Origin of the sequence: Pseudomonas sp. R1-15, assembly GCF_051132085.1 — a bacterium.
GTDB lineage: Bacteria > Pseudomonadota > Gammaproteobacteria > Pseudomonadales > Pseudomonadaceae > Aquipseudomonas.
The window spans coordinates 1,808,558-1,832,301 of record NZ_CP071660.1; the positions used below are offsets into that span (position 1 = coordinate 1,808,558).

Here is a 23,744-nt window from a genome sequence, read left to right on the forward strand (position 1 = left end):
CGAGTGTCCGGTCCCTTTCAGCCCGGCCCATCCGACAATCCAATCGCGCATTCTCACGTGACGCGGGATAATACGGCTCAGCTTGGGGTCACAAGCGTTTCCCCCCTCGTTGGGATTGGCGGTTGAGCAAGGATCGAAAGCAATGACAGATTGGCTCCAGAGCTACGGAGAAATGGCTGAACGGGTCCGCCGCCATGACTGGGACAGCACGCCACTCGGGCCGCCCGCGCAATGGCCCGATGTGCTGAAGACGACCGTGGCGCTGAGCCTGGCTTCGCATTTCCCTCAGGCCATCGTCTGGGGACCGGACTTGATCACGTTATACAACGATGCGTTCATGCCCATTCTCGGCAGCAAACCCGAGGCGCTGGGGCGGCCGTTCAATGAGGTCTGGCGGGAGGCCTGGAGCGAGATCGGCCCTATCGTGGGGGCGGCTTTTGATGGGCAGGCGACGTTTATCGAGAACTTTCCCCTGGTGATCGAGCGCGGTGGTGGTCCTGAACAGGCCTATTTCACCTTCTGCTACAGCCCTATTCGCGACCAGTTCGGCAAAGTGGTGGGCATGCTCGACACGGTCACCGAGACCACTGCGACCGTATTCATGACCCAGCGCCTGGCGGTGCTCGATGCAATCGGCAGCGCCGTGGCGAATGCCACCGATCCACAGGCGATCATGGCGGCCACCGCCCGGATCCTGGCGGCGCACCTCAACCTGTCCAACTGCGCATACGCAGACATGGACGAAGACGAGGACGGCTTTACGATTCGCGGCGATTGGGCCCGGGCCGGGTCGCCGAGTATCGTCGGGCACTACCGACTGGCGGATTTCGGTCGGCTGGCGGTCGCCAACCTGGGCGCCGGCAAGCCGCTGGTGATCAGTGACAACCTCGCGGAGCTGGCACCGGAGGAGGCGGCAGCGTTCCAGTCGATCGGTATTGCGGCGACTATTTGTGTTCCGTTGATCAAGAATGGACGGTTGACCGCCCTGATGGCCATCCACGATAAAACGCCCCGGATCTGGTCGTCCAACGATCTGGCGCTGCTGCTGGAAGTCACCGAGCGATCCTGGGCGCACATCGAACGTGCTCGGGCGGACGCGGCCGTGCGTGAAGGCCTTGCCGCCCTGGCCGAACTGAACGCAACGCTGGAGCAACGGGTCGAGGAGCGCACTACACGATTGAGGCAGACCGAAGCGGCGCTGCACCAGTCGCAGAAACTCGAAGCCATCGGCCAGCTCACCGGCGGCGTGGCCCACGATTTCAACAATCTCCTGACGATCATCCGCTCCTCTGTCGATTTCCTGCGCATGCCTAACCTGTCCGACGAGCGCCGCCAACGCTACATGACCGCCGTTTCCGAGACGGTGGAACGTGCTTCGAAGCTGACCAGCCAATTGCTGGCGTTTGCCCGGCGCCAGCCGTTGACGCCGGAAATCATCGACGTGCGCAAGCAGGTACAGAGCCTCGGCGACATGCTGGAGACCGTGACCGGGGCGCGAATTCACGTCAAGGTCGAATTGTGCGAGCAGCCCTGTTACATCCGCGCCGACCTGAGCCAGTTCGAAACGGCGTTGATCAACATGGCCCTGAACGCCCGGGACGCGATGAACGGCCAGGGAACGCTGTGGCTACGGCTCAATTGCGGTGCAGGCATGCCGCCGATCCGCGGCCATTCCGGGGCAGGGCAGGCGTTTGCCGCGATTGCCCTGGAAGACACCGGTACGGGTATTGCGCCGGAGGCACTTGAACACATCTTCGAACCGTTCTTCACCACCAAGGAGGTGGGCAAGGGAACGGGGTTGGGATTGTCCCAAGTGTTCGGTTTCGCAAAACAGTCCGGTGGCAATGTCGATGTCTCGACCGTGGTCGGAAAGGGCAGCGTATTTACCTTATATCTTCCGGAGGTGGAGCCCGAGGAGCAGCATGAACCCGAGGGAGAGGAAAACTCTCTGCTGGTGCTGGAAAAAGGCCGGCGCCGGGTATTGGTCGTGGAGGACAATCTGGAGGTGGGGCGCTTTGCCAACCAGATCCTGCAAGACCTCGGATACGAAACGGCCTGGGCGACCAATGCCGAACAGGCGCTGGAAATGGTCGGCCCGGATGCGATGGCGTTCGACGCGATATTTTCCGACGTGGTCATGCCGGGCATCAGTGGCATTGCCCTTGCCAGGCAACTGCGCCAGCGCCGCCAGGATCTGCCGGTGGTGCTGACCTCCGGCTACAGCGAGGAGCTGGCCCACAGCGGGCATGAAGGTTTCGCGTTTTTGTCCAAGCCTTACTCGGCCGATCAGGTTTCCCGGGTTTTAAACCAGACGCTGTTGGGCTCGGACTGAGTTGTTTCGGTTTTGAAACAACGCTTACCCGTTCGTCGGCGAGGCGGCCCCTTGAATCATTGGTCTGTTGATGACCGGCTAGTCTCAATTCGAAGGTCGGTATTTTCAGGCAATTGGTTATTGCCGGTATCGGCTCGATGAAAGGGGAAAAATGCGATGGGAGCACCGTACAGCGAGGAGAACGGAGCCGCGTATCCGATCAATGAAGGGTTGCAGTGTGGGCAATCGGCCTATCGGTCGGATTTTGGTGACGAGCCAATCAAGTCAATCCGGACCAGGGTGGCCAAGGTGCCGCGGGGCGAGAAGGCCAAGTTCTTGCCCAGGGTCCCGCTCAGCAAATAACCGCCGTGGCCAGGGGGCATGCTCGCGCTCGGGCGCGATGGGATTGCGGTGCAATCCAGCGGGAGCAAGCTCCCTCGCCACGGGGAATTTCAGCGTTTGTATAAATATCTTTTTATCTTTTTTCGACTGACGTTTTCTTTCACGTTTCTTTCACAAGCAGGCGCGTAGTCTGAGCTCATCCGTTAGAAAGCAGTACCTGCCCGTTTCCCCAGCGGGCTTTTTTTTGCCTGTCATAAAACTACCCCTGCGTTTGTTGTCGAACCGTCATGGCTGACACGGTTTGGCGTACACTCGCGCCAGCGCGCACCGGCCATCTCTCCCCGATGCGGCATTCTTGAGGTTTTTATCATGCGTTTGACTTTGTCCACCTTGGTGCTTGGGCTTGTGGTCGCTCAGGGCGCGATGGCCGCTGGCGACGGTACCGCTGCGGTTGGCGGTGGCTTGGGCGGTGTCCTGGGGAACGTGGTCGGCCAGCAGATGGGCGGCAGCACAGGCGCGGCGATTGGCGCCGGTGTCGGCGGTGCAGCCGGCAGTGCGGTCGGGGCTCGCAAGGGCAGCCGTACGGAAGCGGCCATCGGCGGTGGCCTGGGATCGGCCGGTGGTTCGATTGTTGGCAATCGCCTGGGCGGGTCCACGGGCTCGACGATCGGCGCGGGCGTCGGTGGGGCGGCAGGCGGCGCATTGGGCAGCAACCTGTCCAACGATAACGACGGACATTCCAAAAGCAAGAAGCACAAGCACAAGCGAAAGCATCGCTGAGCGAATGCATGAATAAAAAAACCCGGCCCCGTGCCGGGTTTTTTCATATTGGCTATTTCCCGGAACGTTTACCTCGCCATCGCCTCGAATTGATACACCCACTTGCATTGTGAGTTATGCCATGACCCCGGAAACCGAAGGCAAGGAAGAAAAAGGCCCCTCGGGCGTCCCGTTCATCAATGATCCAGGCGTCAACGACCCGGGCAACGAAGATCCCGGTTCCCTGATGGATGACGCCCAGGTGCCCTTGATCGAGGATGAAGAAACCGAAGTTGAGGATGAATCCTACGATTGAGCCTTCCAGCCCAAACTGCACGACCAGGAGATTGTTATGACTGCCGACTCGCCTGTTCCCGACGACGATGAAACCCCGGAATATCCGTTGCCTTCGCCAACCGACTCATTGAGCCGCGATCAGCGTCCACCTGATGACGATTCTGGAGTTGAGCAGGTGCCAAGCGAAGATGAAGACGTCGAGGCGGCGCCGGACGATCCCGATATTGCCGGTGATGATGCTTCCGGCAAGCCAAGCTGAAGAGCAGTTCCGTCCGTCCGGTTGTCGGCACCATCAGTCAATGATGGTTGCCACACATCAGGTAGCTATCTGAAAAGGAGACTTATCATGATGAAGCCAAACATGACCGCGCTGGCGTTGGCCGGGATTCTGTCGGCCAGCTCGTTGGCGGCTTTCGCCCAATCCGACAGCGCGCCCGTGGACAAGGGAGGCATGCCGCCCTCTACCCAGATGGACGCCGGCTCCACCACCGAGAAAGCCGGTAACGCTCTGCCACCCGGTTCCGTGGGAGGAGGCAATGGCGGCGACGCCAGCGGCAGCAGCACCAGCCCGGGGACCGGGAGTGGCTCCACCAGCGGTGGCAGCACGATGGGCGGCGGTTCTTCCGGCTCAAGTAGTGGAACCGGTAGCAGCAGCAGTAGCGGTGGCAGCTCCAGCGGCGGCGGATCGGGCTCCGGCTCAGGCGGCTCCGGCGGCTAATACATGACCCTCTGCTGATCATCCAATCTGTTCGTGGCGAGGGAGCTTGCTCCCGCTGGGCGCCAAGCGTCCCTGAAACGTAGTCAACTGCCGCCCGGCCAAGGCGCGGCCGATCCCTCGCCACCTCTTGAAAATTTCCCATTGCCTGCGCCAAGCACGGCTCGTTATTCTGCTGAATCCTTTAAGGCGAACACGCTGCGCTGGCCGCACCTGAGCCATCCCTGGAATGTTGTGTTGATAACGGATCAGATGCGATGAATGCACCGCTGAAAAAGTTTGGACCGATCAAGGCTGTGATTTTCGATATGGATGGCCTGCTGCTGGACACCGAGGGTATCTACACCGAGGTCACCTCCATCATCGCCGAGCGCTACGGGCGCACGTTTGACTGGAGCGTCAAGCAGAACATCATCGGGCGGGGCGCCGGGGACCTGGCGCGCTACGTGGTGCAGGCGCTGGAGCTGCCGATCACCCCGGAGGAATTTCTGGTGATTCGTGAGCCGCTCATGCGTGAACGTTTCCCCCACGCCCTGGCGATGCCCGGCGCGGAGGAATTGGTGCGGCATCTCAAAGCCCATGACGTGCCGATTGCGGTGGGAACCAGTTCGTCGCGTCAGTCGTTCGAACTGAAAACCACCCTGCACCGGGATTGGTTCGCGCTGTTCGACTTCATTGTTACCGCCGATGACCCCGAAGTGGGAGCGGCGAAACCGGCGCCGGATATCTTCCTCACCGCCGCCCGTCGCCTGGGTGTCGCGCCGGCGGATTGCCTGGTCTTCGAGGATTCCCCGTTTGGTGTGACGGCGGCGAAGGCGGCAGGCATGACGGCTATTGCGATTCCCGACTCGGCCATGGCCGACGAAAAGTACAGCCATGCCGACGCCATTATCCGTTCGCTCAAGCTGTTCCAGCCAAGCCTGTGCGGTTTGCCGGAACTGGAGTGGGCCTGAAAAAGGGCTGCTGCGCCCGAAAGCGTTGAAGCAGCCCAGCGGGAGCAGGCTCCCGCGCGGCGTGGGTCAGGCGCCGAAACCACCGTCGATTGTCAGGCTGGCCCCGGTGATATAGGCCGCTTCCGGACTCGCGAGGTAGGCGACGAAGCTGGCGATTTCTTCCACCGTGCCATAACGGCCTACCGCCATGAGCTCCATCAGGCTGGAGGCGAAATCGCTATCCGCCGGGTTCATGTCAGTGTCCACCGGGCCGGGCTGAACATTGTTGACGGTGATGCCGCGTGGGCCCAGGTCGCGAGCCAGGCCTTTGGTCAGGCCCACCAGCGCGGATTTGCTCATGGCGTAGGTGGCGCCGCCAGCGAAGGGCATGCGGTCGGCATTGGTGCTGCCGATATTGATGACTCGGCCCCCTTCGCTCATATGCCGTGCGGCTGCCTGGGTGGCGACAAATACGCTGCGCACGTTGATGGCGAGAGTCTGGTCAAAATCTTCCAGCTTGAATTCATCCAGCGGCGCCAACGCCAGGATGCCCGCGTTGTTGACCAGGATGTCCAATCGGCCAAAGGCGTCGACGGTGGCGGCGACGGCATTGCGGATGGCGTCGGCATCGGCGCTGTCGGCCTTGATTGCCAGGGCCTTGCCGCCGGCGGCGGTGATGCTGTCCTGCAGTTCTTCAGACTTGGCGCCAGAGCTGACGTAGGTGAAGGCCACGGCCGCGCCTTCTGCGGCAAGGCGTTTGACAATGGCGGCGCCGATGCCGCGGGAACCGCCTTGGACCAAGGCGACTTTGCCACTCAATGTTTGCGTGCTCATGCGGGTGTTCTCCAAAGGTGCCGGGGCGAGATGCCGCGGTTGATGGGGTGAGTATCAAGACTAGGCCATCGGCTGTGTAGACCGTCATTGATATAGTCTGTGTAAACCAAAAGTTTAGAGTGGGCGTCATGGAGAGTTTCAGCAGTATCGAATGTTTTGTCCGCAGCGCCGAGGTCGGCAGCTTCGCCGAGGCCGCACGCCGCTTGAGCCTGACCCCGGCGGCGGTAGGCAAAAGCGTCGCCAAGCTTGAAGCGCGCCTGGGCGTTCGGCTGTTCCAGCGCAGCACTCGACGCCTGGCCTTGACCGAGGCCGGCCAACTGTTCCTGCGGGAAGTGGGCAGCAGTTTTAATACCATCCAGAACGCCGTCGCCAACTTGGCCAGCGCCGGCGGGCAGCCAGCCGGCACGCTGAAGGTGAGCATGGGCACGGCGTTCGGCCGGTTGTATATCGTGCCGTTGCTGGGGGAGTTTTTACGCCGATACCCGGCAATCAACCCGGACTGGCATTTCGATAACCGTCAGGTGGACCTGATCGGCCAGGGTTTCGATGCCGCCATCGGCGGCGGCTTCGAGCTGCCCCAGGGCGTCGTGGCGCGCAAATTGACGGTGGCCCATCGGGTGCTGGTTGCGTCCGGACAGTACCTGCAAAACCATGCCGCCGTCGTTGAGCCGCAGGATCTGGGGCAACATCAGGGAATCCTGATCCGCTCACCGCAGACAGGGCGTATCCGTTCCTGGCAACTGACCAGCCGCAACCGCGAACACAGCCCGCTGACACTCAAGGCGCAAATGACCATGAGTGACTCGGAAGCCGCCTGCATCACCGCAGCCCAAGGGCTGGGCATTGCCCTGGTGAGCATGCCGTTTGCCGTGCCGTTCCTGGACAGCGGCGCACTGCAACGGGTGCTGCCGGACTGGTACGTCGACGATGGCAACATCTCGATCTACTACGCCGAGCACAAACTGCTGCCGGGCAAGACCCGGGCGTTCGTGGATTTCATCATCGAGCAGTTTGCCGAGCAGGGGCTGGCGCAGCGGTTCAGTGCTGTTTGAGCCTGGCTGGGAGTCGAGTCGCCCTCATTCGCGAGCAGGCTCGCTCCCACACTGGTTCCGTGGTGGCCGCACCTTTTGTGGCCCGCAAAAATCCAATGTGGGAGCGAGCCTGCTCGCGAAAGGGGCAACGCAGTCTAAAGCCGCAAACTCACCGCCCAAACCGCCCCGGCCAGCCAATGATGGTCTTCGGTCGCGGAGTCGCATAAGTGCGCACTTTCGACGTGGACAACCCCAGCCGCACCAGCGACTCGGCAATCGTCACCGCCGCCGTCACGCCATCGACCACAGGCACTCCGGTGCGTTGACGAATCTGCTCATCCAGCCCGGCCATGCCGCCGCAACCCAGGCAGATCACTTCGGCCTTGTCCTGGCTGACGGCGAGTTCCGCCTGGTGGACGATGGCTTCAACCGCCCGCTGCGGGTCTTGCTCAAGTTCCAGCACCGCCAGGCCACTGGCCCGGACTGAGGCGCAGCGGTCGAACAGGCCGGAAAGCTTGAGCCGGTCCTCGATCAGCGGCACCGTGCGGTCCAGGGTGGTGACTACCGAGTAGGCATGACCAAGAAACATGGCCGTGCTGGCGCCGGCGTCGGTGATGTCCACCACTGGCACGTTGAGTAGTTCCTGCAGTCCTTCCCGACCGTGTTCGCCGTAGCCGGCCTGGATTACCGCGTCGAACGGCTGGTCGTAGGACATCACCCGGTCCATCACGGCAATGGCGGCCAGGTAGCTTTCAAAATTGCCTTCGATCGAGTCTGCCCCGAAATGCGGCGTGAGCCCGATGATCTCGGTTCCCGGCGCGGCAACGGCCTGGGCCTGGCGCGCGATGGACTGAGTGATGGACTCGGTGGTGTTGACGTTGACGATGAGAATTCGCATGAGTGGTCCTTTTTTCAGCGTAACGGTAGATGGCCCGAATCCCCGGGCCTTTCGAACAATCAATGGCTGACGTTATCCACGGCAATGGACTCACCGCTGACGTCCTCGTAATACCCCTCGCGCTTGGCAACGATCAGGTACAGCAGCCCTGCAATCGAAGCGCCAATCAGCCAGGAGAACGGAGAAATACTGTCGAAGCCGGGCACCAGCGCCAGGACAATCGCGATCAGCGCCGCTGGAATGAACGCCGCTACCGCCCGCAGGTTGACCCCATTGCTGTAGAAATACGCACCGTTTGGGTCCTCGCTGTAGAGTTGCGGCACGTTGATGCGGCCTTTTCGCAGCAACCAGTAGTCGACCATGATCACGCCGTACAGCGGCCCGAGTAGGGCGCCGAGACCGGAGAGGAAATACACGATCACCAGCGGGCTGTTGTAGAGGTTCCACGGCAGGATCAGCACGGCAATGGCGGCGCTGATCAGCCCGGCACGACGGAAGTTCAGGTACCTGGGCGCCAGGTTGCTGAGGACGAAGGCCGGGGCGACGAAGTTGGCCATGATATTCACCGCCACGGTGACGATCAGGAACGCCAGGCAACCGAGCACCAGGAAAAAGGTGTTGGGAATCGAGGCGATGACCTGGGTCGGGCTCTCGATGACCTGGCCATTGATCTGGAACTGCGCACCGCACAACAGGATGGTGATGGCGGCAAATACCAGAATATTCACCGGCAGGCCCCAGAAATTTCCGACGACGATTGTCCGCCGGCACGGCGAAGAGCGAGCGAAATCGCAGAAGTTGAGGATCAACGTGCCATAGATCGCCAGCCACAGCGCACCACCGGCGAATATGTTGCGCCACATCTCACCGCCGGCCAGCGGCTCGCGGATCGACCAGGCAATCGTCGCACCGGCCTGGAAGTACATCCAACCGGCCAACGCCGCGACGGTCACCAGGATGACCGGGCCGGCGAAGCCTTCATAGCGCCGCACGGTTTCCATGCCATAGGCCAGGATCATCAGTTGCACGAACCAGATGGCGACGAAGCATACCCAGCCCAGGCTCGACAGCCCGAGGATCGAGTTCTGATCATAATCGGCAAAGCCCGGATGAATCGCCACCAGCAGCACCCGAAACACCACGGACGCCAGGTAAGTCTGGATACCAAACCAGGCAATTGCGATGACGGCCCTGATCATTGCGGGAATCTGCGCACCGTGTATGCCAAAACTGATCCGGCTGATGACCGGAAACGGCACGCCGGTCTTCTGCCCCATATAGCCGGACAGATTCATGAAGCCGTACACCAGCGCCGCGCCGATCCCCAGCGACAGTAGAATCTGCCAACCGCCCAGTCCCAAGGCATACAGGCCGATGGCGAATGAATAATTGGCAATGTTATGCACGTCGTTGGTCCACAGCGCGAAGATGCTGTAGCGGCCCCAGCGTCGCCCTTCGGCTTTGGTGGGCGCGAGGTCCTTGTTGTGTAGCCTTGGACTCAAGGTGAGAGGGGCCGCGGGTTGTTCATTCAGGGCAGCGGTTGGGGAGGGCAGATCCAGCGCGATGTTATTGGAAAGACTTGTACGCATTCCGGCAGGCTCCTGACTCTCAGGCCACGCTGACTGTGCTTGAGCGCGAGGCTCGGCAGATCTTCGTCGCGGCGGTGAGCATCATTGGTTACGGGGCATCTGCAGCCTGTACGGGATAGGGCGCTTCAGGCTTGCGGATCGAAAAGTGTGTGTATGTTTTTGTATTGTTGTATACAAAACACTTGTCGAGTTAAGCCAGATATATGCCACTTGCGAGTCTAGCTTTGGCGTCGTTAATTTCGTTTCGTTATGTTTTACGAGTAAATTACTGAAATGCTGGAAGTTAAAACTGACCGTTCGAACAGGTATTTATTTTGGGGGGCGAGCGCCAACGGGAAGGAAAGCAGGCAGCGCGCAAGGGTGCCTGTAACTTTTAGGGGCATTAAAACCAGAGGTGCACACAAAAATGCCACCTGAGGTGACATTTTTGTGTACATAGCTGCGGCGGGATCAAACGGTCTTGGATTTGGCGATGATATTGCCAGCGTGCAGCCCGCATTCTTTTTGCGTGGCTTCTTCCCACCACCAGCGGCCTTCGCGCTCGTGCTGGTTCGGCAGGACAGGGCGGGTGCAGGGCTCACAGCCGATGCTGATGAAACCGCGCTCATGCAGGCTGTTATAAGGCAACTCCAGCATGCGGATATAACCCCAGACTTCCTCGCTGGTCATCTGCGACAACGGGTTGAATTTGTACAGCGTGCGCTCCGGCGTGGAGAACGCCGTGTCGATTTCCAGCACGGCCACCTGGCTGCGGGTGCCCGGGCTCTGGTCGCGGCGCTGACCGGTAGCCCAAGCGCGGACATCGGTCAGTTTGCGGCGCAGCGGCTCGATCTTGCGGATGCCACAGCATTCACCGTGACCGTCCTTGTAGAAGCTGAACAGGCCTTTTTCCTTCACGAAAGGGTCCAGTTTCGTATGGTCGGGCGAGATCAGTTCGATATCGATCTTGTAATGCTCGCGCACTTGTTCAATGAAACGATAGGTTTCCGGGTGCAGGCGACCGGTGTCGAGGCTGAACACCTTGACGTTCTTGTTCAGCTTCCAGGCCATGTCCACCAGCACGACGTCTTCAGCGCCACTGAAGGATATCCACAGGTCGTCGCCGAATTCGGCAAAGGCCAGCTTGAGGATGTCCTGCGGGGACTTGTTGGCATAGGTCGTGGCGAGTTCCACGACATCAAACGATGGGCTCATCAGGGCGGTTTCCTACAGGTCGGTGGCGCTGGGCGCTCTATATGGGGCTGATGGTAACAAAAGCTGCCGGGGCTGGCGCGCTCCTGTGCGTTGCGCGGGCTTCGGCGAATGGCTAGAGTCGGCAGTCCTTTTGTTCGCTCAACCGATAAACATCAAAAAATGGGAGTGTCTCGTGGAAATTGCCTGTCTCGACCTGGAAGGTGTGCTGGTCCCGGAGATCTGGATCGCCTTCGCTGAAAAAACCGGGATTGACTCCCTCAGGGCAACCACTCGGGACATTCCCGACTACGACGTGCTGATGAAGCAACGGTTGCGCATCCTGGATGAGCATGGCCTGAAGCTCTCCGACATTCAGGAAGTCATCGCTACGCTCAAGCCGCTGGATGGCGCCATCGAGTTCGTCGACTGGCTGCGCGAGCGCTTCCAGGTGGTGATTCTTTCCGACACGTTCTACGAATTTTCCCAGCCGCTGATGCGTCAGCTGGGCTTCCCGACGCTGCTTTGCCATCGTCTGGTTACCGACGACAGCGGACGGGTGACCGGCTATCAATTGCGTCAGAAAGATCCGAAGCGCCAGTCGGTCCTGGCCTTCAAGAGTTTGTACTACCGAGTAATTGCCGCCGGGGATTCCTACAACGACACGACGATGCTGGGCGAAGCCGATGCCGGGATTCTGTTCCATGCGCCGGAAAACGTGATCCGTGAGTTCCCGCAGTTTCCGGCGGTGCATACATTTGCCGAGTTGAAGCAGGAATTCATCAAGGCCTCGAACCGCCCCCTGAGCCTGTAAACCCAACCCTAAATGTGGGAGCGAGCCTGCTCGCGAAAGCGGTATCTCAGTCGCCATCAATGTTGGCTGAACCAGCGCTTTCGCGAGCAGGCTCGCTCCCACAGGGTTATGCGTCAGGTCCGGGATTGTTCAGAGGTTCTGCAAGGTTTGCAGCAAGACCCTCACCTTGGTCATCGACTCCTGATATTCCGCCTGCCAATCCGAATCCGCGACGATCCCGCCGCCACCCCAGCAACATACTTGCCCGTCCTTGACCAGCAAGCTGCGGATGGCGATGGAGCTGTCCATCTCCCCGCGCACATCGAGGTACAGCAACGAGCCGCAATACAGACCGCGTCGGGTCGGTTCGAGCTCGTCGATGATCTGCATGGCACGGATCTTCGGCGCGCCGGTGATCGAGCCGCCGGGAAAGCTGTCGGCGATCAGGTCCAGGGCGTCCTTGTCGTCCGCCAGTTCGCCAGTCACGCTGCTGACCAGGTGATGGACGTTCGGGTAGCTTTCCAGGCTGAACAATTCCGGCACCCGCACCGAGCCGATGCGGCAGGTGCGGCCCAGGTCGTTGCGCAGCAAGTCGACGATCATCAGGTTCTCGGCGCGGTCCTTGGGGCTGGCCAGCAGCTCGGCGGCGTGGGCCGCGTCGTCTTCGGGCGTCGTGCCGCGAGGGCGGGTGCCCTTGATCGGACGGGTTTCGACGTGACCTTCACTGACCTGGACGAAGCGTTCGGGCGACAGGCTCAGCACCGCACCGCCCTCCGGCAGGCTCTGGAAGCCGGAAAACGGCGTCGGGCAAGCCGCCCGCAGCGCCTGGTAAGCGGCCCACGCATCGCCCTGGCACGGCGCGCGAAAGCGTTGGGCAAAGTTGACCTGATAACAGTCGCCGGCCTGGATATACGCCTGGATACGCTCGAATGCCTGTCGATAGGCTTCAGCGTCGAGATCGGGCGCCATCGGGCCGTCCAGACTGAACGAGGAGAGAGGCACCGCGGTTAGCTGACTGAACAGCTCGATCAAGCGTTGGCGTTGGTTTTCGCCGCAATGGGGATGGAAGACCAATTGGCTTGTGCGAGTCTGGTGATCGGTGACCAGTGCCCAGTCGTACACGCCAAAACGCGCGTCCGGCAGTTGCAGATCGTCCTTGGCGCAGGACGGCAGGGCTTCGAGGCGTCGGCCGAAGTCGTAACTCAAATAACCGATCAGGCCACCGGCGAAGGGCAATTGCACGGTGGCTGGTAATTCGGCGTGGCCCAGTTGCGTCAGCTGTATCCGAAGACGTTGCAGGAAATCGCTGCCACTCTCTTCCGGCAATACCGCCAGTTGCTTCAGCGGCCAGGCGCTGAGCAAGTCATAACGCCCGCGCTCGGCGCTCGGCCGGCCACTGTCGAGCAGCACGCTGCCGGGGGCATGACGGATCGCCGCGAAATACTCGGCGGGGTTGGCGCGGTAGGGCAGAGGGTGTACGAAGCAGGTTGGCATGGGCGGGGCGGGTCGGCCGTTCAGGCGGGGTGGCGATTGTAATCCCCTGTAGGATTTGCTCCTAGGGGGATGTCGGTATTGAACATCTGAAGGCGCATGGAACCCGTGGCGAGGGAGCAAGCTCCCTCGCCACAGGGTTCAACTTTTGACCCTCGACTTTCTTCCCCCTTCAAACCTCAGCCTCACCCCTCAACCGGCGGAATATGCCCGAACAATTCCTGGGCAAACGCCACGCGCTCTTCCACGGTTTCGATGACGCCCCTGGCCTTGAGCTCTTCCAGGCGTGCTTCCACGGCGTGGGTGCGCAGGGTCAGGCCGCAGTCGTTGGCAATCTGGATGTTCAGCCCTGGGCGGGCGTTCAGTTCCAGGATCAACGGGCCTTTTTCCTGGTCCAGCACCATGTCGACGCCGATGTAGCCCAGCCCGCACAGTTCATAACAACCGGCGGCCAGTTTCATGAAGCCGTCCCAGTAGGGCAGTTGCACGCCGTCCACCGCGTTGGTGGTGTCGGGGTGCTTGGTGATGATGTTGTTCAGCCAGGTACCGCGCAAGGTCAGGCCGGTGGCGAGGTCGACGCCGACGCCGATGGCGCCCTGGTGCAGGTTGGCCTTGCCGCCGGACTGGCGGGTCGGCAAGCGCAGCATGGCCATCACCGGGTAGCCCATCAGCACGATGATGCGGATATCCGGTACGCCTTCGTAGCTGATGCTCTTGAAGATCTGGTCCGGCGTCACGCGGTACTCGATCAGCGCCCGGTCACGGTGTCCGCCGAGGGAATACAGGCCGGTGAGGATGCTGGAGATGTGATGCTCGATTTCCTCGTGGCTGATGATCTTCCCGGACACGGTTCGATAGCGGCCCTCGAAGCGGTCGGCAATAACGATGATGCCATCACCGCCGGCGCCCTGGGCCGGCTTGATGACGAAGTCGGTGCGTCCGCCGATGATCCCGTCGAGCTTGTCGATTTCCTTCTCGGTGGAGATCACTCCGTACAGCTCCGGCACATGAATGCCGGCCGCGATAGCCCGTTCCTTGGTGATGATCTTGTCATCGACGATCGGGTAAAGGCTGCGCTTGTTGTACTTGAGCACATAATCGGCGTTACGCCGGTTGATGCCCATGATGCCCCGGGCTTCCAGGGCCTTCCAGGTCTTCCAGAGGCCGAACATCAGGAATCAGCCTTGACGAAAGCCTTGAACCGCACCAGCTCGGTCAGGCGGTAGCCGCGATAACGACCCATGGCCAGCATGAAACCCACCAGGATCAGCAGGATCGCCGGGAACGTGAACACGAAGTACACCAGCTCCGGGACGCTCATGATCAGGTGCGCCAGGGACGCGGCGAACAGGGTGCCGATGGCGACTTTCATCGCATGGCCGGCGCCGCGCTCTTCCCAGGTGATGGACAGGCGTTCGATGGTCATGGTCAGGATCACCATCGGGAACAATGCCACCGACAGGCCACGCTCCAGGCCCAGCTTATGGCTGAACAGGCTGATGGCGGCGATCAGCACCACCACGAACGTCAGCACCACCGAAAGCCTCGGCAGCATTTGCAGCTTGAGATGCTCCAGGTAGGAACGCAGCGACAGGCCCAGGGTAGTGATCACCGTGAACAGGATGATGCCGAAGCCCAGTTGGGTTTCGCGGAAGGCCAGGGCGATCAGCACCGGGGTGAACGTCCCGAGGGTTTGCAGGCCGATCAGGTTGCGCAACACCAGGATCACCAGCACGCCGATCGGGATCATCACCATGATCATGAAGGTCTGCTGGGTTTGCAGCGGCAGGCCGTAGAGCGAGTATTCGAGGAAGTTGGCGTCGGTGTTCTCGTCCGTCAGCTTGGCCAGGCGAATGGCGTTCATTTCGCTGTTGTTCATGCTGAACGTGACGGTGGCTTTCTTGCCGCCATCGACGGTGATCAGGTTTTCATCGCCGGTCCACCACAGCAGGCGGTCGGTGGGCAGGCCTTGCTCGCCGGTGTCGGGGTTGAAGTACAGCCAGTCGGTGCCGTTGAAGCTGCGCAGCCACAGCTCGGGCGTCTGCGGCTGGTCGGCCACCAGGCGGATGGTGTGGACCTTCTCGACCGGCACGTGGGCAATGGACAGTACCAGTTCGACGATTCTGGCCTTGTTGCTCGAGGACGGGTCGCCGGCCAGCAACAGCTTGACGTTGTCGTCGTTGAGGTTGTTGACCCGCTTGATGGCTTCGCTGATGAACGTTTCGACGTCGGCCGAATGCTGGCGGATCGGTGCCAGCAGCGCTTCGGCGGCGAGTTTTTCCGGCCCTTCGACGGCGATGCTGTCGCGGAAGGTCGGGCCCTTGACCTTGGTTTTCTCGGCGCTGTAGCGCTTGGTCAGCACCAGGCGGTAATAAAGGGTCTGGTTGCCCTTGGCGCGCCGGGCCGACCACGTCACCTTGCGGTTGCCGTCGACCCGGTTCACCGCTACGCCGTAGTTGTTGGAGATGAAGCTCTCGTTGAGGCTGACGTAGTCGCGGCTCAGGGGCGGCACGAACATCTGGATCTTCACCGGATCCTTGGCGTTGGGCACGAACTCGACCTTGGCATCGATATTCCACAGGTCATCGGTGGCGTCTTCGGTCACCGGAATGCCGAGCACGAAAATCTGATAGGCCGTCACTGACAGGCCCAGCACCACCAGGATGGCGATCAGCATTTTCAGATGGAGGGTAAGGGAGCGCATTGGAATTACTCTGCGGTATGAGCGGCATTGGCGCAGGCGGGTTTGCCGGCAGCGTATTTGAGACTGGGATCGACCAGCGCGTCGAAACGCTTGAGCGCTTCGGAGCCGATCAGCAACGGGTATTGGAAGGCGCTACGGTCGGTCAGGTTCACTTCGATGCTGCGCAGGGCCGAGCCCATGCAGATATCCAGTTCGATGACCGGCCGGGCCGTGTATTTCTTGCCTTCTTCCGGGTCGTAGTCACCGGCGCGGCGCTTGATCTTGCTGACCCGGGCCAGCGGGCGTTCGATGGGGTGCGAATGGGCCGCGTCGATGGCCAGGTAGAAACGCACCCAGGATTCGCCGTTGCGCTTGAAACGCTTGATATCACGGGCGCTGAGGGAGGCGGTCTTGGCACCGGTGTCGAGCTTGGCCGCGACCTCCAGGTCAATGCCCTGCAGGGCTGCATATTCGTTGAGGCCGTACACGGTTTTTTCACCCGCCGCGGCAATCCCTGGCAGGCAGATAAAGCATAGGGCGGCAGATAAGGGCTTGAGTGTCATAGATCCTGGTGCGCAGCGTTCCGTTTTTCGGTTCAGGCCCTGGCATTACTGCACAAGCTCCCTAGGTTGCCTTCTCTATATAGGGAGAGCGGCAATTGCGGCGGCATTCTAGCACGGTGGTTTTCTGACGCCACCGCTGGCCGGAGGCTACGACACTTCGAAACGAGGGGTTATGTCTGGGACCGTTATTAGACGATTGTCGACAATCCATATTTTTGTTTTGACGTTAAGGGTGTCAAAGGGTAGTTTTTGCCGTATTGATTTTAAAGGTGTCGACAATATGCTCGATCAGCTCGAAACGCCGGTCCTCGTCCAGGAAGATGCCGAGACGCTGTCCGAGAACGTCTTCCGGCGTATCCAGGCCGCCATCGTCAAGGGTGAAATTGCCCCCGGCAGCAAGATCTCCGAGCCCGAGCTGGCCCGCACCTACGGCATCAGTCGCGGGCCGCTGCGCGAGGCGATCCATCGCCTGGAAGGCCAGCGGCTGCTGGTGCGCATTCCCCATGTCGGCGCGCGGGTGGTCTCGCTGAGCCATGCCGAGCTGCTGGAACTCTACGAAATTCGCGAATCCCTGGAGGGCATGGCCTGTCGCCTTGCGGCGGAGCGCATGACACAGGAAGAAATCGACGAACTGCGTCAAGTGCTGGAAACACACGAGCGCGATGCGGCGTTCCAGGCCGGCGTCGGTTACTACCAGCAGGAAGGCGATTTCGACTTCCACTACCGGATCATCCAGGGCAGCGGCAATCGCACCCTCACCCAAATGCTCTGCGGCGAGCTGTATCAACTGGTGCGCATGTACCGCATCCAGTTTTCCACCACGCCGAACCGTCCGCGCCAGGCTTTTGCCGAGCACCACCGGATTCTCGACGCCATCGCCGACCGTGACGGCGAACTGGCCGAATTATTGATGCGCCGGCACATCGGCGCCTCCAAACGCAACATTGCGCGTCATTTCCAGGACAGCGCCGCCACTCAACGAGGTGAGTCATGAGTTCCAGCAAGAGCACGCCAGGCCAGCGTTTTCGCGATGCGGTCGCCGCCGAGCATCCATTGCAAGTGGTCGGCACCATCAACGCCAACCATGCGCTGCTGGCCAAGCGCGCCGGCTTCAAGGCGATCTACCTGTCGGGTGGCGGCGTGGCGGCCGGTTCCCTCGGCGTGCCGGACCTGGGCATCACCGGCCTGGATGACGTGCTCACCGATGTGCGCCGCATCACCGACGTGTGCGACCTGCCGCTGCTGGTGGACGTGGACACCGGCTTCGGCTCCTCGGCGTTCAATGTGGCGCGCACGGTCAAGTCGATGAGCAAGTTCGGCGCGGCGGCGATTCACATCGAAGACCAGGTCGGCGCCAAGCGTTGCGGCCATCGGCCGAACAAGGAAATCGTCTCGCAACAAGAGATGGTCGATCGCATCAAGGCTGCCGTCGACGCCCGTACCGATGACAGTTTTGTGATCATGGCGCGTACCGATGCGTTGGCAGTGGAAGGCCTGGAGTCGGCCCTGGACCGCGCCGCCGCGTGCATCGAGGCCGGTGCCGACATGATTTTCCCGGAAGCGATCACTGAACTCGACATGTACAAGCTGTTCGCCAGCCGCGTGAAAGCGCCGATCCTGGCCAACATCACCGAATTCGGCGCGACCCCGCTCTACACCACCGAACAACTCGCCGGGGCCGACGTTTCCCTGGTGCTGTACCCGCTGTCGGCGTTCCGTGCGATGAACAAGGCCGCCGAAAATGTCTACACCGCCATCCGTCGCGATGGCACCCAGCAGAACGTCATCGACACCATGCAGACCCGCATGGAGCTTTACGATCGCATCGACTACCACACCTTCGAGCAGAAGCTCGACGCGTTGTTCGCCGCGAAAAAGTAAGGCGCGACTCCCTACAAATTCAAGAAAATGGAGACAGCAACATGGCCGAAGCAAAAGTACTCAGTGGCGCCGGGCTCCGTGGCCAGGTGGCCGGACAAACCGCCTTGTCCACCGTGGGCCAGTCAGGCGCCGGGCTGACCTATCGCGGCTACGACGTTCGCGACCTGGCGGCTGACGCGCAATTCGAAGAGGTGGCCTACCTGCTGCTGTACGGCGAGCTGCCGACCCAGGCTCAGTTGGACGCTTACGCGGGCAAACTGCGCCAGTTGCGCGACCTGCCCCAAGCCTTGAAAGAAGTGCTGGAACGCATTCCCGCCGACGCCCATCCGATGGATGTGATGCGCACGGGCTGCTCGTTCCTCGGCAACCTGGAGCCCGAGCAGGATTTCTCCCAACAGCACGACAAGACCGATCGTCTGCTGGCCGCGTTCCCGGCGATCATGTGCTACTGGTATCGCTTCAGCCACGAAGGCCAGCGCATCGAATGCGTAACCGACGAAGTCTCCATTGGCGGCCACTTCCTGCATCTGCTGCACGGCAAAAAGCCGAGCGAGCTGCACGTCAAGGTGATGAACGTATCGCTGATCCTCTACGCCGAGCATGAGTTCAACGCCTCGACCTTTACCGCGCGGGTTTGTGCTTCGACATTGTCCGACCTGTTCTCCTGCATCACCGCTGCCATCGGCTCGCTGCGCGGCCCGTTGCACGGCGGCGCCAACGAGGCGGCGATGGAAATGATCGAGCGCTTCAGCTCGCCGCAAGAAGCCATCGAGGGCACCCTCGGCATGCTTGCGCGCAAGGACAAGATCATGGGCTTCGGCCATGCCATCTACAAGGACAACGACCCGCGCAACGAGGTGATCAAGGGCTGGTCGAAAAAGCTCGCCGATGAAGTCGGCGACACGGTGCTGTTCCCGGTTTCCGAAGCTATCGACAAGACCATGTGGGAGCAGAAGAAACTGTTCCCCAACGCCGATTTCTACCATGCCTCGGCGTACCACTTCATGGGCATCCCGACCAAGCTGTTCACGCCGATCTTCGTCTGCTCGCGCCTGACCGGCTGGGCCGCCCATGTGTTCGAACAACGCGCCAACAACCGCATCATCCGACCGAGCGCCGAATACACTGGCGTCGAACAGCGCAAGTTCGTGCCAATCGAACAACGCTGAGCTGGAGGGTTAGCCGCAGGTACTGGATCACCCCGAAACCCTGTGGGAGCGAGCTTGCTCGCGATTGCGCACTGACATTCAACATCGATGTCGACGGATACACCGCTATCGCGAGCAAGCTCGCTCCCACAGGGGTCGGGGGTGTTTCAAGGCCGGCCCTCTCCTGAAACCACCGTGACCCGAGTCCTGACGATGAACACAGAATTTCGCAAACCGCTGCCCGGCACATCGCTGGATTATTTCGACGTTCGCGCGGCCGTGGATGGCATTCGGCCTGGCGCCTACGATGGCCTGCCGTACACCTCCCGCGTGCTGGCGGAAAACCTCGTACGCCGCTGCGATCCGGCGACGCTGCGCGAATCGCTGCTGCAACTGATCGAGCGCAAGCGCGACCTGGACTTCCCTTGGTTCCCGGCACGCGTGGTCTGCCATGACATCCTCGGCCAGACCGCATTGGTCGACCTGGCCGGACTGCGCGACGCCATCGCCCTGCAAGGCGGCGACCCGGCGCAGGTCAATCCGGTGGTGCCGACCCAACTGATCGTCGACCACTCGTTGGCGGTAGAGAGCGCCGGTTTTGATCCGCAGGCGTTCGCCAAGAACCGCGCCATCGAAGACCGCCGCAACGAAGACCGCTTCCACTTCATCAACTGGACCAAAAAGGCCTTCAAGAACGTCGACGTTATCCCGCCGGGCAACGGGATCATGCACCAGATCAACCTGGAGAAAATGTCTCCCGTCATCCAGCAGCGTGACGGCGTGGCGTTCCCCGACACTTGCGTAGGCACCGACAGCCACACGCCTCACGTCGATGCCCTGGGCGTGATCGCCATCGGCGTCGGTGGCCTGGAAGCCGAAAGCGTCATGCTCGGTCGCGCCTCGTGGATGCGCCTGCCGGAAATCATCGGCGTCGAGCTGACCGGCAAGTTGCAACCGGGTATCACTGCCACCGACATGGTGCTGGCGCTGACCGAATTCCTGCGCAAGCAGAAAGTCGTCGGGGCCTGGCTGGAGTTCTTCGGGGAAGGCGCCCGCGCCCTGACCCTGGGGGATCGCGCGACGATCTCCAACATGGCCCCGGAATACGGCGCCACGGCAGCGATGTTCCATATCGATCAGCAGACGATCGATTACCTGAAACTCACCGGCCGCGAGGACCAGCAAGTGCAGTTGGTCGAACATTACGCCAAGACCACCGGCCTCTGGGCTGACAGCCTGGAAGGCGCGTTATATGAGCGCGGTCTGACCTTCGACCTGTCCTCGGTGGTGCGCAACATGGCCGGTCCGAGCAACCCGCACGCCCGTGTCGCGGTGTCCGATCTGGCTGCCAAAGGCATTTCCGGCCAGTGGGACGACGTGCCCGGGCAAATGCCCGACGGCGCGGTGATCATCGCGGCGATCACCAGTTGCACCAACACCAGCAACCCGCGCAACGTGATCGCCGCCGGCCTGCTGGCGCGCAACGCCAATCGCCTGGGCCTGGCGCGCAAGCCGTGGGTCAAGTCATCCCTCGCACCAGGCTCGAAAACCGTCGCGTTGTACCTGGATGAAGCGGGCCTGACGTCTGAACTCGAACAACTGGGTTTTGGCGTGGTCGCGTTCGCCTGTACCACCTGCAACGGCATGTCCGGCGCGCTGGACCCGGTGATCCAACAGGAAATCATCGACCGTGACCTGTACGCCACCGCCGTCTTGTCGGGTAACCGCAACTTCGACGGGCGTATTCATCCGTACGCCAAGCAGGCGTTCCTGGCGTCGCCGCCATTGGTGGTGGCTTATGCCATCGCCGGGACCATCCGTTTCGACATCGAGAAGGATGTGCTGGGTGTGGTGGACGGCCGGGAAATCCGCCTCAAGGACATCTGGCCGAGCGACGAGGAAATCGACGCGGTGGTCAAGGCTTCGGTGAAACCCGAGCAGTTCCGCCAGGTGTACATCCCGATGTTCGCCATCCAGGAAGACACCGGGCCGAAAGTGACCCCGCTGTACGACTGGCGCCCGCAAAGCACCTATATCCGTCGTCCGCCGTATTGGGAAGGCGCATTGGCCGGTGCGCGGCCGCTCAAGGGCATGCGTCCGCTGGCGGTGCTGCCGGACAACATCACCACCGATCACCTGTCGCCGTCCAACGCCATCATGCTCGACAGTGCCGCGGGTGAATACCTGGCGAAAATGGGCCTGCCGGAAGAAGACTTCAACTCCTACGCGACCCACCGCGGCGATCACCTGACCGCGCAACGGGCCACCTTTGCCAACCCGAAACTGTTCAACGAAATGGTCGTTGAGGACGGCAAGGTCAAGCAGGGCTCCCTGGCTCGGGTCGAACCGGAAGGCAAGGTCATGCGCATGTGGGAAGCCATCGAAACCTACATGGAGCGCAAGCAGCCGTTGATCATCATCGCCGGCGCCGACTACGGCCAGGGTTCGTCCCGGGACTGGGCGGCCAAGGGCGTGCGCCTGGCCGGTGTCGAGGCGATCGTCGCCGAAGGTTTCGAGCGCATCCACCGCACCAACCTGGTGGGCATGGGCGTGTTGCCGCTGGAGTTCAAACCCGGCACGGATCGCAAGACGCTTGGCATCGACGGCAGCGAAGTCTATGACGTGATCGGCGAGCGCACCCCGCGGGCGACGCTGACCCTGGTCATCACGCGCAAGAATGCTGAACGCGTCGAAGTGCCGGTGACCTGCCGCCTCGATACCGCCGAGGAAGTGTCGATCTATGAAGCCGGGGGCGTGCTGCAACGCTTCGCCCAGGATTTCCTTGAATCGGCGATTGCCGTTTAAATCGCTCGGGTGGCCGGTTTTCTGGCCACCCTTTTTTTCAGGAGTTGGAGCACATGGCTCACTCGCCTCAAATCAAGATCCCCGCGACCTATATGCGTGGTGGCACCAGCAAAGGCGTGTTCTTCAGCCTGCAAGACCTGCCCGAAGCGGCGCGCGTTCCCGGCCCGGCCCGGGATGCGCTGCTGCTGCGGGTGATCGGTAGCCCCGATCCGTACGAAAAGCAGATCGATGGCATGGGCGGCGCGACGTCCAGCACCAGCAAGACCGTGATCCTGTCCAAGAGCACCCGGGCCGATCACGACGTCGATTACCTGTTCGGCCAGGTGTCCATCGACAAGCCGTTCGTGGACTGGAGCGGCAACTGTGGCAACCTGTCGGCGGCGGTGGGGGCGTTTGCCATCGGTAGCGGTCTGGTGGATGCCAGCCGTATCCCGCAGAACGGTATGGCCGTGGTGCGGATCTGGCAGGCGAACATCGGCAAGACGATCATCGCCCATATACCGATCACCGACGGCGCGGTGCAGGAAACCGGTGACTTCGAACTCGACGGCGTGACCTTTCCGGCCGCTGAAGTGCAGCTGGAGTTCATGGACCCGGCGGCCGAGGAAGAGGGCGGCGGTGGTTCGATGTTTCCTACCGGCAACCTGGTGGACGACCTGGAAGTGCCCGGTGTCGGCAAGCTCAAGGCGACGCTGATCAACGCAGGCATTCCGACGATATTCATCGACGCCCGGGATGTCAGTTACACCGGCACCGAATTGCAGGGCGCCATCAACGGCGATCCCAAGGCGCTGGCGATGTTTGAAACGATCCGTGCCCATGGCGCGTTGCGCATGGGCCTGATCAAGCACCTGGACGAAGCTGCCCAGCGCCAGCACACGCCGAAAGTCGCGTTCGTCGCGCCGCCGGCGGATTACCTTTCATCCAGCGGTAAAACCGTGGCGGCGGGTGACGTCGACTTGCTGGTTCGGGCGTTGTCCATGGGCAAGCTGCACCACGCCATGATGGGCACCGCCGCTGTCGCTATCGGCACCGCCGCGGCGATTTCCGGCACCCTGGTCAACCTCGCGGCCGGTGGCGTCGAACGCAACGCGGTGCGCTTCGGTCACCCGTCCGGCACCTTGCGCGTCGGCGCCGAGGCGAGCGTAGTCAATGGCGAATGGACCGTGAAAAAAGCCATCATGAGCCGCAGCGCGCGGGTGTTGATGGAAGGGTTTGTGCGGGTGCCGGGGGATGTTTTCTAAATCGTTGCTTGAGAAATAACACAAAACCTGTGGGAGCGAGCCTGCTCGCGAAAGCGGTGTGTCAGCTGACATCGATGTTGGATGTGCCGGCGCCTTCGCGAGCAGGCTCGCTCCCACACGGGATTTCCAGCGGGCCCGGAATCCAGGTCCGCCCTCAATCAAAATGTGGGAGCGAGCCTGCTCGCGAAAGCGGTGTGTCAGCTGACATTAATGTTGGATGTGTCGGCGCCTTCGCGAGCAGGCTCGCTCCCACAGGGG

General features: G+C 61.5%; 21 protein-coding genes. 13 read left to right on the plus strand and 8 right to left on the minus strand.

Features of this window, described 5'->3' with window-relative positions; genetic code table 11:
- Positions 1 to 142 precede the first annotated feature (142 nt).
- From J3P97_RS08280 to J3P97_RS08305, 6 genes are all read left to right on the plus strand, one after another.
- Complete coding sequence (locus J3P97_RS08280; protein WP_434673884.1) at positions 143 to 2,332, plus strand: response regulator; 2,190 nt, start codon at positions 143 to 145, stop codon at positions 2,330 to 2,332.
- A 690-nt stretch (positions 2,333 to 3,022) separates the two neighbouring features.
- Complete coding sequence (locus J3P97_RS08285; protein WP_305496000.1) at positions 3,023 to 3,433, plus strand: glycine zipper domain-containing protein; 411 nt, start codon at positions 3,023 to 3,025, stop codon at positions 3,431 to 3,433.
- 121 nt (positions 3,434 to 3,554) lie between these two features.
- Positions 3,555 to 3,728 carry a hypothetical protein gene (locus J3P97_RS08290; protein WP_305495999.1) on the plus strand — a complete coding sequence of 58 codons (174 nt, stop codon included), beginning with the start codon at positions 3,555 to 3,557 and terminating at the stop codon, positions 3,726 to 3,728.
- Positions 3,729 to 3,764: 36 nt separating this feature from the next.
- Positions 3,765 to 3,968: a hypothetical protein gene (locus tag J3P97_RS08295; RefSeq protein WP_434625085.1), complete on the plus strand. Its 204-nt coding sequence runs from the start codon at positions 3,765 to 3,767 to the stop codon at positions 3,966 to 3,968.
- Between the two features lie 87 nt (positions 3,969 to 4,055).
- Positions 4,056 to 4,427, plus strand: a complete 372-nt coding sequence (locus tag J3P97_RS08300; RefSeq protein ID WP_434569308.1) for a hypothetical protein — start codon at positions 4,056 to 4,058, stop codon at positions 4,425 to 4,427.
- A 254-nt stretch (positions 4,428 to 4,681) separates the two neighbouring features.
- Positions 4,682 to 5,377, plus strand: a complete 696-nt coding sequence (locus tag J3P97_RS08305) for an HAD-IA family hydrolase (protein ID WP_305495996.1) — start codon at positions 4,682 to 4,684, stop codon at positions 5,375 to 5,377.
- Between the two features lie 66 nt (positions 5,378 to 5,443).
- Here the strand turns inward: J3P97_RS08305 and J3P97_RS08310 are convergent, their stop codons facing one another.
- Entirely contained in the window at positions 5,444 to 6,190 is a 747-nt protein-coding gene (locus J3P97_RS08310; RefSeq protein WP_434673885.1) for a 3-oxoacyl-ACP reductase family protein, read from the minus strand.
- Between the two features lie 128 nt (positions 6,191 to 6,318).
- Between J3P97_RS08310 and J3P97_RS08315 the strand changes: the two genes are divergently transcribed.
- On the plus strand, positions 6,319 to 7,242 hold the full coding sequence (locus J3P97_RS08315) for a LysR family transcriptional regulator (RefSeq protein ID WP_434603326.1): 924 nt from the start codon (positions 6,319 to 6,321) through the stop codon (positions 7,240 to 7,242).
- Positions 7,243 to 7,390: 148 nt separating this feature from the next.
- Here J3P97_RS08315 and J3P97_RS08320 read toward each other — a convergent pair whose 3' ends face one another.
- The 3 genes from J3P97_RS08320 to J3P97_RS08330 form a co-directional block, all read right to left on the minus strand.
- Positions 7,391 to 8,119 carry an aspartate/glutamate racemase family protein gene (locus J3P97_RS08320; protein ID WP_434673886.1) on the minus strand — a complete coding sequence of 243 codons (729 nt, stop codon included), beginning with the start codon at positions 8,117 to 8,119 and terminating at the stop codon, positions 7,391 to 7,393.
- Positions 8,120 to 8,178: 59 nt separating this feature from the next.
- Positions 8,179 to 9,708: an NCS1 family nucleobase:cation symporter-1 gene (locus tag J3P97_RS08325; RefSeq protein WP_434673887.1), complete on the minus strand. Its 1,530-nt coding sequence runs from the start codon at positions 9,706 to 9,708 to the stop codon at positions 8,179 to 8,181.
- A 450-nt stretch (positions 9,709 to 10,158) separates the two neighbouring features.
- The gene (locus J3P97_RS08330; RefSeq protein ID WP_434569302.1) at positions 10,159 to 10,902 is read right to left on the minus strand and encodes a phosphoadenylyl-sulfate reductase; all 744 of its coding nucleotides are present in this window, start codon (positions 10,900 to 10,902) and stop codon (positions 10,159 to 10,161) included.
- A 172-nt stretch (positions 10,903 to 11,074) separates the two neighbouring features.
- Between J3P97_RS08330 and thrH the strand changes: the two genes are divergently transcribed.
- Positions 11,075 to 11,692: a bifunctional phosphoserine phosphatase/homoserine phosphotransferase ThrH gene (thrH, locus tag J3P97_RS08335; protein WP_434603332.1), complete on the plus strand. Its 618-nt coding sequence runs from the start codon at positions 11,075 to 11,077 to the stop codon at positions 11,690 to 11,692.
- Between the two features lie 129 nt (positions 11,693 to 11,821).
- On the opposite strand, the gene pabB is transcribed toward thrH, so the two are convergent.
- From pabB to J3P97_RS08355, 4 genes are all read right to left on the minus strand, one after another.
- The gene (gene pabB / locus J3P97_RS08340) at positions 11,822 to 13,165 is read right to left on the minus strand and encodes an aminodeoxychorismate synthase component I (protein WP_434673888.1); all 1,344 of its coding nucleotides are present in this window, start codon (positions 13,163 to 13,165) and stop codon (positions 11,822 to 11,824) included.
- Between the two features lie 182 nt (positions 13,166 to 13,347).
- On the minus strand, positions 13,348 to 14,334 hold the full coding sequence (locus tag J3P97_RS08345; protein WP_434673889.1) for an alpha-L-glutamate ligase-like protein: 987 nt from the start codon (positions 14,332 to 14,334) through the stop codon (positions 13,348 to 13,350).
- Complete coding sequence (locus tag J3P97_RS08350; protein WP_039593717.1) at positions 14,334 to 15,866, minus strand: inactive transglutaminase family protein; 1,533 nt, start codon at positions 15,864 to 15,866, stop codon at positions 14,334 to 14,336. Before J3P97_RS08350 ends, J3P97_RS08345 begins: the two co-directional genes overlap by 1 nt.
- A 5-nt stretch (positions 15,867 to 15,871) precedes the next feature.
- The gene (locus J3P97_RS08355) at positions 15,872 to 16,408 is read right to left on the minus strand and encodes an ATP-dependent zinc protease family protein (RefSeq protein WP_305495987.1); all 537 of its coding nucleotides are present in this window, start codon (positions 16,406 to 16,408) and stop codon (positions 15,872 to 15,874) included.
- A 280-nt stretch (positions 16,409 to 16,688) separates the two neighbouring features.
- On the opposite strand from J3P97_RS08355, the gene J3P97_RS08360 reads away from it, so the two are divergent.
- The 5 genes from J3P97_RS08360 (at position 16,689) to prpF (ending at position 23,486) form a co-directional block, all read left to right on the plus strand.
- Positions 16,689 to 17,402 (plus strand): GntR family transcriptional regulator, encoded by a 714-nt coding sequence (locus tag J3P97_RS08360; RefSeq protein WP_434673890.1) that lies wholly within the window; start codon positions 16,689 to 16,691, stop codon positions 17,400 to 17,402.
- Complete coding sequence (gene prpB, locus J3P97_RS08365; protein ID WP_434569298.1) at positions 17,399 to 18,289, plus strand: methylisocitrate lyase; 891 nt, start codon at positions 17,399 to 17,401, stop codon at positions 18,287 to 18,289. The genes J3P97_RS08360 and prpB overlap by 4 nt, the downstream gene beginning before the upstream one ends.
- A gap of 41 nt (positions 18,290 to 18,330) precedes the next feature.
- The gene (gene prpC, locus J3P97_RS08370; RefSeq protein ID WP_434673891.1) at positions 18,331 to 19,458 is read left to right on the plus strand and encodes a bifunctional 2-methylcitrate synthase/citrate synthase; all 1,128 of its coding nucleotides are present in this window, start codon (positions 18,331 to 18,333) and stop codon (positions 19,456 to 19,458) included.
- Positions 19,459 to 19,650: 192 nt separating this feature from the next.
- On the plus strand, positions 19,651 to 22,242 hold the full coding sequence (gene acnD / locus J3P97_RS08375) for a Fe/S-dependent 2-methylisocitrate dehydratase AcnD (RefSeq protein WP_434625064.1): 2,592 nt from the start codon (positions 19,651 to 19,653) through the stop codon (positions 22,240 to 22,242).
- A gap of 53 nt (positions 22,243 to 22,295) precedes the next feature.
- On the plus strand, positions 22,296 to 23,486 hold the full coding sequence (gene prpF, locus J3P97_RS08380) for a 2-methylaconitate cis-trans isomerase PrpF (protein ID WP_434673892.1): 1,191 nt from the start codon (positions 22,296 to 22,298) through the stop codon (positions 23,484 to 23,486).
- The last annotated feature ends 258 nt before the right edge of the window (positions 23,487 to 23,744 follow it).